General features: G+C 36.7%; 10 protein-coding genes. 7 read left to right on the forward strand and 3 right to left on the reverse strand.

Annotated features, from left to right (window positions below; all coding sequences use genetic code 11):
- Positions 1 to 19 precede the first annotated feature (19 nt).
- Both EWU22_RS05630 and EWU22_RS05635 read left to right on the forward strand, forming a co-directional pair.
- Positions 20 to 1,153, forward strand: a complete 1,134-nt coding sequence (locus EWU22_RS05630) for an acyltransferase family protein (protein WP_130924760.1) — start codon at positions 20 to 22, stop codon at positions 1,151 to 1,153.
- A gap of 155 nt (positions 1,154 to 1,308) precedes the next feature.
- Positions 1,309 to 2,508: a PQQ-dependent sugar dehydrogenase gene (locus tag EWU22_RS05635; RefSeq protein WP_231962773.1), complete on the forward strand. Its 1,200-nt coding sequence runs from the start codon at positions 1,309 to 1,311 to the stop codon at positions 2,506 to 2,508.
- 223 nt (positions 2,509 to 2,731) lie between these two features.
- Here EWU22_RS05635 and EWU22_RS05640 read toward each other — a convergent pair whose 3' ends face one another.
- On the reverse strand, positions 2,732 to 3,481 hold the full coding sequence (locus EWU22_RS05640; RefSeq protein WP_130924762.1) for an RloB family protein: 750 nt from the start codon (positions 3,479 to 3,481) through the stop codon (positions 2,732 to 2,734).
- Positions 3,466 to 4,698, reverse strand: a complete 1,233-nt coding sequence (locus EWU22_RS05645) for an AAA family ATPase (protein ID WP_161566798.1) — start codon at positions 4,696 to 4,698, stop codon at positions 3,466 to 3,468. The genes EWU22_RS05640 and EWU22_RS05645 overlap by 16 nt, the downstream gene beginning before the upstream one ends.
- Before the next feature lie 223 nt (positions 4,699 to 4,921).
- On the opposite strand from EWU22_RS05645, the gene EWU22_RS05650 reads away from it, so the two are divergent.
- The gene (locus EWU22_RS05650; protein WP_231962766.1) at positions 4,922 to 5,977 is read left to right on the forward strand and encodes a YncE family protein; all 1,056 of its coding nucleotides are present in this window, start codon (positions 4,922 to 4,924) and stop codon (positions 5,975 to 5,977) included.
- Here the strand turns inward: EWU22_RS05650 and EWU22_RS05655 are convergent.
- Complete coding sequence (locus EWU22_RS05655) at positions 5,974 to 8,721, reverse strand: AsmA family protein (protein WP_130924764.1); 2,748 nt, start codon at positions 8,719 to 8,721, stop codon at positions 5,974 to 5,976. The genes EWU22_RS05650 and EWU22_RS05655 overlap by 4 nt on opposite strands.
- A 137-nt stretch (positions 8,722 to 8,858) precedes the next feature.
- On the opposite strand from EWU22_RS05655, the gene EWU22_RS05660 reads away from it, so the two are divergent.
- The 4 genes from EWU22_RS05660 to EWU22_RS05675 all read left to right on the forward strand — a co-directional run bounded on the left by EWU22_RS05660 (position 8,859) and on the right by EWU22_RS05675 (position 12,828).
- Positions 8,859 to 9,686 (forward strand): M48 family metallopeptidase, encoded by an 828-nt coding sequence (locus EWU22_RS05660; protein WP_109322373.1) that lies wholly within the window; start codon positions 8,859 to 8,861, stop codon positions 9,684 to 9,686.
- A gap of 86 nt (positions 9,687 to 9,772) precedes the next feature.
- The gene (locus EWU22_RS05665; RefSeq protein ID WP_130924765.1) at positions 9,773 to 10,504 is read left to right on the forward strand and encodes a DUF3575 domain-containing protein; all 732 of its coding nucleotides are present in this window, start codon (positions 9,773 to 9,775) and stop codon (positions 10,502 to 10,504) included.
- Positions 10,505 to 10,571: 67 nt separating this feature from the next.
- Positions 10,572 to 11,738 (forward strand): sialidase family protein, encoded by a 1,167-nt coding sequence (locus tag EWU22_RS05670; protein ID WP_130924766.1) that lies wholly within the window; start codon positions 10,572 to 10,574, stop codon positions 11,736 to 11,738.
- 22 nt (positions 11,739 to 11,760) lie between these two features.
- Positions 11,761 to 12,828, forward strand: a complete 1,068-nt coding sequence (locus EWU22_RS05675) for an alkaline phosphatase family protein (protein ID WP_130924767.1) — start codon at positions 11,761 to 11,763, stop codon at positions 12,826 to 12,828.
- The last annotated feature ends 107 nt before the right edge of the window (positions 12,829 to 12,935 follow it).

The following is a 12,935-nucleotide window of genomic DNA, read 5'->3' on the forward strand; positions in this document are numbered from 1 at the left end:
ATTATCTAAACCTAATTATATGACGACCTTACCTAATTTAGATCAAAACAGTTTAAGTTCCAATCGCCTGTATTCATTAGATGCCCTGCGTGGCTTCGACATGTTTTGGATCATGGGAGCCGATGAAGTTTTTCATACCATGTTCAAGGCCACCGATTCACCCTTTTGGGGAGTCTTATCGCATCAATTCTCTCATCCAGAATGGCATGGCTTCCGATTCTATGATTTAATTTTCCCACTTTTCTTATTCATGGCTGGAGTGGCTACGCCCTTTTCATTAGGTAAAGAAATAGAGAAAGGGAAAAACAGAGAGCAACTATTAGTTAAAGTAATCAAACGTGGTCTGATTTTGGCAGCATTGGGAGTAGTATATAATAATGGATTGGAGATTAAGCCCATTGAAGAGATTCGCTTTGGTAGTGTGTTGGCTCGTATTGGTCTAGGCTATATGTTTGCTAACATCATTTATTTATATACCAAAAAACCAACGATTCAAGCTATTTGGTTTGGAGGTATTTTAGTCTTTTATTACTTATTGTTGAAGTTTAATTCAGCACCAGGTTTTCCTGCAGGTGATTTAAGTCAAGAGGGGAATTTTGCATCTTATATGGACCGCATCATCATGCCAGGTCGATTATACAAGGGTAACCATGATCCAGAGGGATTAACCTCTACCATTCCAGCTATTTCTACGGGTTTGTTGGGTATTTTAACCGGGAATTATCTGAAAAACGACCCAAGTGATGGTGTACAAAAGACGAAGCGTATGGCCATGTTTGGTGCTTTATTTATTGTATTAGCTTTGATTTGGAATTTCGATTTCCCTATTAATAAAAATCTTTGGTCTAGTTCTTTTGTCTTAATGGTGGGTGGTATTAGCTTATTGTTATTGTCCTTGTTTTATTACATCATCGATGTGAAAGGCTATCAAAAATGGTCTTTTTTCTTCCGAATCATTGGAATGAATTCCATTTTGATTTACATGTCAGGGGTCTTTATTGATTGGGAGTATAGCACGGATAGTGTATTCCATTGGTTAGGTCAATTATTGGGAAATCCATTTAATGCCGTAGCTATGGCCATCTGTTATACAGGTATCAAATGGTACTTCTTGTATTTTATGTACCAGAAAAAAGTATTCCTACGGGTCTAAGGTGTATATACGTATAGTTGCTGGTAGGAATTTTAATTGATTTCTGTAAATTGACCATGTATTAAAAATAATTAAATCATTTACCCTCTTCCATTAAAATGAAAAACTTTAAAACAAGTATGAGTCAAATTACCTTGGCAGCCTTGGCTCTAGGTATGTTAATGTCGAATAAACCCGCAGCCAAAATGCCTGTGGAAGAGTCGGCAATCAAGGTGCCAGCAGGATTTAGTACTAAGGTTGTTGCCTCAGGTTTGGGTTCAACACGTCATTTGACCGTAGCAAATAATGGGGATATTTATGCCAAATTATCCAAATTTAAAGATGGTAAAGGCATTGTTCATTTGAGAGATACCAATAAGGATGGTGTGGCAGATGAAACGAATTATTTCGGTGATTTTGTGGGTACTGGTATCCAAATTTATAATGGTTTTTTATATGCTTCCTCCAATTCGGGAGTTAATCGTTTTAAGATGAACGATAAATTAGAAGTGGTAGATAAGGAGCATTATGAAAATATTGTCAGTGGTTTAATCGACAAAGGTCGTGACAATGCTAAGCCATTTGTTTTTGACAAACAGTCCAATATGTATGTAACCATTGGTTCTTGGAACGATGCTTGTCGTGTGCCAGGAACAGGTCAAGGCATGGTTCCTTGTACGGTTTTGGATTCAGCAGGAGGTATCTGGAAGTATAAAGCGGATAAATTAGGCCAGAAATTTCAAGATGGAAAACGTTATATCACTGGATTGAAAAATGCAGTAGGTATTACTTGGAATACTAAGACTAACAGCTTATTTGCTACATCACATGGTCGTGGATTTTTCCATGATTTTTATCCTCAATATTATACACCCAAACAAAGTGCTGAGATTCCAGCGGAGTGTTTATATGAAATTCATGAAGGTGATGATGGAGGTTGGCCAATCATTTATTATGATCAATTTCAAAATAAGAAAATCTTAGCTCCTGAATACGGTGGAGATGGTAAAAAGACCGCTGGAGAAAAAGCGATAAACCCTAAAGTAGCTTTTCCTGCTCACTTAGGTCCAAACGATGTTTTGTTTTATACTGGAAATCAGTTTCCAGCAAAATATAAAAATGGAGCATTTGTAGCCTTTCATGGCCAAAACTCTGAATTGAAAAAGGGATATTTTGTAGCTTTTGTACCATTTGTGAATAATAAGCCATCAGGTAAATGGGAAATCTTTGCTGATAATTTTTCAGGTATTGATTTGGCGAAACCAACAGGCCCAATTCAACACCGTCCATGTGGCTTAGCGCAAGGTCCAGATGGTTCATTGTATGTAGCTGATGATTTGGGAGGAACAATCTTCAAAATCAGTTATAAAAAATAGTATAATCATCATGTAATTTGACAATGAAATGAGATGGACATACAATAGTTCATCTCATTTTTTTATTTCCAAAAACCATGAAAGCCATTCGAGCTAGTATTATCGTTTTGGTGTATGTCACAGTGGTGAATTTCGGAGCACAAAACTGTCATCAGCATTAAACTTGAATAGAATCATAAAGCTCAAAGTTTGCACGTCACTTCTCCTTAATGCAAACCCCTTGTTAACAGTTTTCTAATTTCGTGTCAGAATTAAGCTTCATGGTATCCTCATCAGCAAGCTCCTTCTCAAGATTAAATAGCTCTACAACTAGCTTATATACAGTTGTACAAGGATTCTGATTAGCAAAATTCCCTATGCCAGAATATGAATGTTCAAGTCTTTTAGAATGCTTAATCGCAAGTTTTATATTGCCATACTTTGATAACAAATTGAACATGTCTGGTCTGTTTTTTGAGTACACAAAATCAACTAATCCATTATTTCTAAAGTTGGTTTGAATTCTTTGCTTATATGTGTCTCTTGTTATTCCCGTGTTGTAAAACTCAAAGTGTAACAAATACCAAATTTCAAACGCTTCATTACTCCATGCTGCTTCTGTTTTAGGAGTGTTTGTGCAAAGTTGTATTGCACTGTTAAAAGCACTAGATAAAAAACTATCCTTGTCAAAAACAACCCATAGTTTATCAATCGTTCTTCCTGATTCAGTCTCCCATTTTGCTCTTAGCGATATTGCTTTTTGGACAAGACTTTCTGTGTTAAATCCTTCACCAATTATTCTAAAGTCAACTACTTCTAAAACCCCTTTAGGTAATGCTAATTTCAATGCTTCAAAATAGTTAGGTTCAGTCTTTTCTCCTTCACAAACAATTAAGTATCGTTTTCTTTTGGGTTTACTGTTTATTTGCCTTCTTGCTTCCTGCCTTTCACGTCTTTTTAATATGGCAGGTTCAATTTTTATTTTCCTTGCCATTTGTCCAAAAGTGTTTTGATGTTACCGATATAAGGAATTGCTCCATATCTTCCTTGAATATAATCTTTCTCGAAGGATCGATCGTTTCTTATCTTTTTCCCATTTTCATTATATTCAACTAAAGAGTACAAATCAGATGAACCAAATTCATCCTTTTCAACAAAGAAAACCTGGTCTCTTCTGTAATTTCCATAACACAATAGATTAGTGTCGTGAGTTGAAAAAATTAATTGCGCATTTTTGGAGTTATGTTCTTTGGAATTAAAAAGCTTAGTAACTGCTAAAGTTAACAATGGATGCAGGCTAGCATCTAACTCATCAATAATTAAAACACCACCATCAGAAAGAACATCAAAAACAGGCCCTGAAATATTAAATATTTTATTCGTTCCAGAGGACTCTTGACTTCTCATATCAAACTCTTCTAGTTTTTCAATTTCATTGTTGTCATTATATTTTTTGTGAAGAGTTTTAACATTGACTAAAGTCTTGCCTTCCAAGTCTGTTACCATTTGTTTGAGAATGGCTTCTGGCAAACCTTTTGGAAGTTCGTTTGAATCGAAGGTTTTCTTTACAATTTTTATATCATCAAAACCTAAATCAAGTTGATTATAAAAACTTTGCAATACTGGCTTAGTGTTATCATTTTCAAGCATTTTGAAAGTCACTGCTTTATACCCCTCATGACTAAGGCCAGATATGGTAATAAAATTGTTGAACCAGTGCATTATATTTTTTGCGATTGTTCCGTTAAATTGGTCCACGACAGCAAGGAATAAAGTGTTGTCTCTAGTTTTTTCTTCTAAGTCTTTCCCTTCCTTAAATGAGGGGAATACTTGAATGCCATCGTTCTCTCTTATAAACAATGGTTTTTCAGTATTTTTCTTTGCTTCAAATAGCCATTCTCCTCTTACAGAAGTGTTATCAACTTCAAATCCATATCTGTATCGAATATCATTCAGCAAAAACAATACTTCAAAGTGTGATGGTTTAGTATCAAAACTTGTGTGTAGAAGAAACGGAGTAATATCTAATTCAGTAGCAGAGGATTTTTCAAAAGACTTTAGTACAAGTCTTCTCATTGTACTCATTGCTTTTACAAAATTGCTTTTACCACTGGCGTTAGCACCATAAATAATTGCTCCCTTAAGTAATTTGTATCTTTCATTAATTATACTGTCTGGATAATCCTTTATGGTTGTTGCTTGTAAACTCATAGATTTTCTATCTTTGAAAGAGAGAAAATTTGAGACTGAGAATTCTATTAGCATATTCGTAGTATTTGAGAATTATGCTCAAAAGTAAATGAATTGTTTATATTTTTATGTTATTTTAGAGAAAATTTCTCACAACATGGTGTTTTTCTATTTTAGTGTCAATCAATTAATTTATAATACGAGTTGGTCAATAAGGCTTACTGCTAACTGCCTGATTTGTCTGATGTTGGTGACGACATCCCATGCCCAAAACAAAACCAAGCGATATCTCTATGTGGCGACTCCGGGGATTAGAGATTACCTGGGTTATGGTGGTCACGGGATTTTGGTATTTGATATAAATAATCAGCACCGATTTGTAAAGCGAATCAAGACTCAAGGCTTGCATCCCAATGGAAAGCCTTCGAATGTGAAGGGAGTTGCAGTCAGTATTCCATTAAATAGTATTTACGTCAGTACATTGGAGTCATTACAGCGTATTGATCTTAGTACAGAAAAGGTGATTTGGGAAATACCTTTTGCAGGAGGTTGTGACCGCATGTCGATATCACCTGATGGGAAAACAATGTATTTACCATCCTTAGAAAAGGATTTTTGGAATGTAGTTAATTGTGAAACAGGAGCCATTGTCCAGACATTAAAAGGATTTAAAAGAGCGCATAATACGCTTTATGGTTTGTCAGGACAATACGTTTATTTGGCCGATATTGGCAATCCTTGGTTGTATCAGGTGGATGCGCAAAAACATACCTTGATTCAGAAAATAGGGCCATTCAGTAATTTTGTTCGCCCTTTTACAGTGAATGGAAAGGAAAGTATTGGTTTAGTGACCGTGGATAGCCTATTAGGATTTGAAGTGGGCGATTTAAAAAATGGAAAGAAGTTAGCTAGTATCGTGGTCGAAGGATGGAACAAAGGCCCTGTTCGTCGACATGGAAATCCAAGTCATGGGATTGCTTTGACACCCGATGAAAAGGAAATTTGGTTATGCGATGGTTTTAATATGCGGTTACATGTATTTCAAGGGAAAGCACCTTATCAGCAGTTGACAAGCATTCCATTGAAAGATATGCCCGGTTGGATTAGTTTCTCCTTGGATGGGAAATACGCATATCCTTCCAGCGGAGAAGTAATTGACCCGATCACCAGAAAAGTATTGTATCACTTGGAAGATGAACAACATAATTATGTCTCCAGTGAAAAACTAGTGGAAATAGAGTTTCAAGGAAATAAAGCCATTCGGGCAAGCGATCAGTTTGGGAATGGGAAGGCTCGTTAGTTTTGACGAGCCTTTTCAATCAAATCCTGTGCTTTTTTATCTGCTTCTTCTAATAAGGCATCTGCTTTTCGGTCAGCTTCTTTTTTCAGTCTTTCAGCAATCTTTTGCGCAGCAATTTTAGCAAAAGGATTCTTGGCTTCTTCCACTAATCGGTCGGCATTGGCATAAGCTTCTTGTCTCAATTTCTGAGAAAGAGCTTCGGCTTCTTGTTTTAATGCTTCTGCTTTTACTTTAGCGTCATCCAATTGCTTGTTGATTTGTTGTTTAGCCTCTTGCTTCACCAATTCTTTGGCTTGTGTTGTCACAGAACTGTTTGAGTTGCCCTGCGCATTGATGACATTCACCTTAAATTGAGGTTTTTGCACAGTTCCTCGAACGGTAATTTGCATTTTCAAGGCTTGTTGAATTTTTTCTAGATTTAGGTTAGGATTTAATTTGGCTAATTGTTGGTTCAAACTAGCTGCTACGCCAGATTGTAATGTTTTTGCTGGAATATCTGTCAAGATATTATATTCCAAACTTTGGTCTAAACCGTTGGATCCATTTACCTGAAACTTGGTCAAATTCGTTTGAACTTCAAAAGGTTTGAATTGTAATCTCCCTTGACTTATCTGGAAATTCAAATGCGTAGGTTTTAATTCCAAATTCTTCAATTGATTCCATTGAGTTAAACTAAGCAACTGATTAAAGCTAGCTGAATTTTTCAAACTAAAATCAACCAAATCCATATTTCCCACGGCGTTGGTACTCATGATATTGGGGGATAAATCGGGATTTAAGTCCCCAGAATAGGTAAAGTCAACATTAACCTTCCCTTGAGCTGCTGCGGCAATAGGGGCCATTTTTTGTACCAAACTAAAGTAATGATGGGCTTCTTGCATATTCAAATCGTGAATATTGAATGCCCATTTAACAGATGGGTTTTGATGATCTTTTTTGCTAAAAGTTCCAGTTGATTTCCAAGAGGCATTGGCCAATTGAAAAGATAAATTATCCATAGTAATGACTTGATCTGCTAAGTGGATTTTACCCTTAGCTTGGCTAATGACCAAATCTTTGAAGAGTAATTTGTCAATATTGGATTGAATCGTGAAATCAACGTTTTTAGGGATTTGCAAATCAGCCGTAGAAGCCGTAGAAGCCGTATAAGCCGAAGTACTACTTCGGCTGTACATAGCGGCATTGCCATCACGGATCTTCATCCACGGATTTAAATCCACTAAAGGAGATTCAAGAGTTAAATTCCCCGTGATTTTATCATTTTTCAAGAAATACTGGACATAATTTTGCAAACTACCGCTGGCTGAGAATTCGGTATTAGCGGCATTGCCTACTAGGGAGCTGATCACCAGTGATTTAGGGTTTATAGTGGCTGAGGCATTCTTAATGCTGATTTTTTGCTGTGTTTCCGTGTTATTGTATTGAATTTGATGCGCATTAAAATATCCACTTGCTTTCCCTTGGGCTTGCTTAAATGCTTGGACATAACCATCCAATTGAATATCACTTTGAATGGTGCCACTCATTTGGGTATTTTTCTGTGGGATGATTTTAGCAATTTCGCCTAAGTTTAACACACCTTTCAGACTAGTTTTAATATAGGGGTTTGAAAGTGGCGTTTTTAAGAACAAATTGGCTTGTAAAGGCTGGTTGTTCATGTATAATTGGAATTTTTTTAAGTCAATTACGGTATGATCAGGGATCCCATCTGGATTATCAATTTGTAAGTCGAGTTCCATTTGTTTAACACCAACTGGAACTTTAGCATAGCTAAATGCACCTTTTGAGATACGTAAATCCATCCCAAAGCTAGGCATGGAGCTACCATTCATTTTACCTTTGGCATAACCAGAGAGAGCAAAATCTCCCGATGCTTGAAGATCTTGGAAGGAGTTTTGGTATAAAAGAGGAATCAGTGACAGGAAATCTTTTAGGGGAGACTTTAACGCATGAAATTTGATGTCCATATTGATGGAAGTATCAGGCATAGCCACCCAAGCATCAAAATGAATGGGTAATTCATTTAGGAACAGGTCGTTGTTTTTAAAGGCAAACTCCATCTTAGAGAAATTCATCTCAATCGGAGCTTCAAGCTTACCTTTCACCTCAGATAAGTAGGTTTTTCCGAGAAACTCGAAACTTAGTTTTTCGACTTCCGTGCTTGTATTTAAGGTAAATATATCTTTTGAAAAATCACCTGAACCTTCGTGATTGACTTGAATCAATTGAGTAGCAAATCCTCTCATTTGGTCATTGTAATGAATTTTTGAATCAATGAGTTGATAATGATCCAAGGAAATGCTCATATTTTGATCGGACTTTTCCTGAGGAACCTCTGAGGGAGCAGCTTGATAAATGTCCCAATTCATTTTCCCATTGGGAAGAATGATTAAGTTAAATTGGGCTTGTTCGATGCTGACGTCCTGAATCTCGATTTTTTTATCAAGAAGATATGCCAAAGGGGCAATTTGAACACTAAGTTTAGGTATTTGGGCCAGGGTATCGTTTTTGAATTCGTTTTTTCCAATGATAGAACTGTTTTCTACTTCAATACTTAAACTAGGGAAATGACTTAATAAGCTGATGGAGGCATCTTCAAATTGAAAATGGGCTTGAAGCTTTTCATTAGCCGTTTGAGTGATTAGCTCCTTGATGTCATTTTTATACATCATGGAAATTCCCACGGCAGCAAGGATGAAAAATAAGACGATTCCGACTATGGAGAAAAGGACTTTTTTAAACATGGTATGAAAATATGCGGCGGTTAAATCTATTTTAATGGAATTTGGGATAGCTTATGAATAAATTGGGTAAATCAGGAAGCATGAGTTAAATTTACGTATAATTTCTGTGTGAAAACCATTTCAATTGTCTGATAAATATGAAACGTTCTATTCAAGTATACGGTATAAGTAGCCTAGTTATTCTTTTAGGTGCATTATTTGTTATTTCATGTGCCCAAAATGCCTTGACGGGAAAAAGTCAATTATCTCTTGTGTCAGAATCAGAGATTCAAGCTCTTTCATTGACTCAATATCAAGAATTTTTAAAGACGAGTAAGGTGATTTCTCCGGCAAAAGATGCACAGGCTCAGATGGTGCAGCGGGTAGGGAAAAAGATTACGGCTTCGGTGGAAGCCTATTTTGCAGAGAAGAATAATAAGGATTTTTTGAAAGGATACCAGTGGGAATACAATTTGGTGAAAAACGATACTACAGTCAATGCATGGTGTATGCCTGGTGGGAAAATTGTTGTTTATACAGGTATTTTGCCAGTTACCAAAAATGAAACGGCCTTAGCTTTTGTGATGGGTCATGAGGTTTCACACGCCCTATTGCAGCACGGAAACAAGCGCATGAGCGAGTCTATGGTACAAGAATTGGGAGGTACTGTATTATCTGCAGCAATTTCAAGTAAGCCGAAAGAAACACAGGATTTGTTTATGAAAGCTTATGGTATTGGAACCACAGTGGGCATCATGTTGCCATTTTCAAGAGAACAAGAATTAGAAGCGGATAAGTTTGGTTTGATGTGGGCGGCCAAGTCGGGCTATGACCCTTCAGAAGCTTCTGTATTTTGGGAGCGCATGCAAAAATCAAAAACGGGTGAGCCGCAACCTGAATTTTTAAGTACTCACCCATCTGATGCCACTCGAATTCAAAAGATTAAAGAGTATTTGCCAGAGGCATTGAAATATTACAAAAAGTAAAATCCTAGGTCAGTACCTGATTTTATACCAAAGATTAGCTTTAAATAGTGCATTAAAGCTTTTTAACTTGCCAACAATCAACCTACATGAAGAAAATTCTATACCTATTACTTTTAGCCCCAAGCTTACTTTGGGCTCAAAAATCTCCCAAAAACATTATTAAAGTAAACTTGAGTTCGCTTTTATTGAGGAATTATAACATTACTTATGAGCGTAGTTTAAGTAAACATATCTCATTTTCATTGGGATTTAGGACCATGCCCTATGGCAATGTTCCATTGGAAGGGACCATTACTGATATAATTGATGATAAATCAATTAATATATCTCGTATGAGATTGGGAAATATCGCTATTACGCCTGAAATAAGATACTATTTTAGTAGTAAGGGTAACCAAGGTTTTTATGCAGCTCCTTATGCCAGGTATTTAGTGTATGATCTAACTGCTCCCATCACGGTAGAAGACAAAAGCAGTGGACAATTTGTACAAGTAGATCGTGATTTTAAAGGAAAAATCACATCGATGAATGGTGGCTTAATGTTTGGGGTTCAATATCCCATTTGGAAGAACCGAATGGTATTTGATTTTTGGATTATTGGAGCTCATGCTGGAACTAGTACGGGGATATTAACGGCCGAATTCAAACCAGCATTAAGTGCAGATGAACAAGCTGTCCTACAAAGGGAAGTAGATAATTTGGACACTTCGCCCTTTAAATCAGTAGGTAAGGTGACTGCCAATACCGCTCAAATTAACACCGAAGGGCCATGGTTAGGTGTTCGTGGTTTGGGAATAAATCTTGGATTTAAATTTTAATAACAATCAGCTAACTTTAGTTTGCTGATTTTATGATAAATTTAGCTGTTTAACCTATTTAATCTATATGAAACTTCCAATATTGGGAGCTAGCTTATTTGTGTACTTGATTTTAATTTCAAGTTCACTTGTAGCGCAAGTTCCAGGTGTAATCATTGCACATAGTCCTGCGTCTAGTGGCCAGTACATCGGTTCTCCTAGTATTTGCATCCTATCCAATGGAGATTATTTAGCTTCTCACGATTTTTTTGGTCCAAAATCAACAGAACACACCTCAGCTGTGTCTCAGGTATATTTGTCAAAAAATAAGGGTAAATCTTGGGTGAAAATTAGCCAAATCCAAGGCCAATTTTGGTCTAAGTTAGTGGAGATTCGTGGCAAGCTTTACATCATGGGAACCAACAAACACCATGGAAATACCATTATTAGAAACTCCATAGATGGAGGTTATACTTGGTCTGAACCTATTGATGGACAGCACGGTCTTTTATTGGAGGGGGAATACCATTGTGCTCCCATGCCTTTTTTAGAGCATCGTGGCCGATTGTGGCGAGCAATGGAAGATGCCATGGGGCCTATTAAGAAGTGGGGAAAAAGATATGGGACCTTCATGATGTCCATGCCCATTGAGGCAGATCCCATGCAAGCATCCAGCTGGACGAAAACAAATGTACTGCGCTATGATTCCACTTATATAGATAATCATTTTGGTGCTTGGATTGAAGGAAATGCCGTGGTAGACCAACAAGGTCAAGTTTGGAATATATTGAGGGTAGATAATAAATCGACGATGGATGAATATGCCGCCATGGTGAAGATTAGTGAAGATGGAAAAGAATCCAGTTTTGATACCAAAACCGGATTTATTGGTTTTCCTGGTGGCGCCAAAAAGTTCACGATTCGATATGATGCAAAAACTAAAAAATATTGGACTATTTCCAATATCATACCTGACGAAGTCAAAGTAAAGAATCTAGGTAAAAATCCAGCCTCTTTTAGAAATACCTTGGCATTATGTTTCTCCACTGATTTAAAGAATTGGCAAGTAAAGCAAGTGATTTTTCAACATCTTGATGAAATCAAGCATGGATTTCAATATGTAGATTGGCAATTTCAAGGGAAACATATCGTATTAGCGTGCAGAACTGCTTACGATGATGAGGAGGGAGGAGCACATAACAACCATGATGCCAATTATTTGACCTTTTATCGCATTAAACGTTTTAGAAAATAATTTACTATCAAAAGACTTCACTATGAAACAAATTGTATGCTTGGTTTTCGTTTTATTCGCTCAAGCCGAGTTTATTTTAGCTCAAAAAGCGCCTGAGAATCGGGTGATTGTTATTACGACGGATGGTTTGCGCTGGCAGGATGTATTTAAAGGAATGGATACTACTTTAGCGAAGAAGAAGGTATATCATCATGGAGATAGTTTGGCGATTTTTACGAAGTTTTGGGATAATGATTTAGCTACGCGTAGAAAGAAATTAATGCCTTTTTTGTGGGGAGAATTGTCCAAGAAAGGTCAAATTCACGGTAATAGAGCTATAGGAAACAAAGTAGATGTCGCTAATCCACATTGGTTTTCGTATCCAGGTTACAGTGAATTGTTGACAGGTCAAGTAGATACGGCAGTGAATTCGAATGATTATAAGCCTAATCCAAACACGAATTTTTTTGAATATGTAAATCAATTGCCAGCATATAAAAATCAAGTAGTAGCTTTTGGTGCTTGGGATGCTTTTGACCGCATTTTAAATGAGAAGCGAGCAGGATTTCCAGTGATTAATGGATATGATGTGTATCCGAACTTGCATGCTGATCCTCAAATGAAATTAATTTCATCGATGATGAGTCAATCATTTCGGGTATTTGGTGATGTAGAAAGTCAGGATGTATTCATTCATTTTCAAGCCATGCAATATTTGAAGACTAAAAAGCCCAAAGCGATGTACATTTCATATGGGGAGACTGATGAGTTTGCACATGAGGGAGCCTATCAGCATTATTTACAAGCTGTTCATAATTTTGATAGCTGGTTAAAAGAGATTTGGGATTTTGTGGAATCAGATCCTTTGTATAAAGGAAGAACAACGATTTTAATTACTACAGATCACGGCAGGGGAGATGTGATTAAAGATCAATGGAAGTCGCACGGTAAAAAGGTCCAAGATTCACATGAAATTTGGTTTGCTATGATAGGAGCTCATGTTAGCCCTTTGGGTGAAGTAAAGCAAGCTACACAAGTTTACCAGAAGGACTTAATCCATTTACTAGCAGATAAGCTTCAATTGAAGTTTCAAAGTGAGCGTAAAGAATAGGGAAAATAGATAACCGTTGAAGGATATTAAAAACAGCTCTGGGTTTAAACCCAGAGCTGTTTCATTTTAAGGTTTATCCCTTTTATTATGAATACGTTCTATTTGTA

The sequence above is a fragment of the Aquirufa nivalisilvae genome, from assembly GCF_004307455.1.
GTDB lineage: Bacteria > Bacteroidota > Bacteroidia > Cytophagales > Spirosomataceae > Aquirufa > Aquirufa nivalisilvae.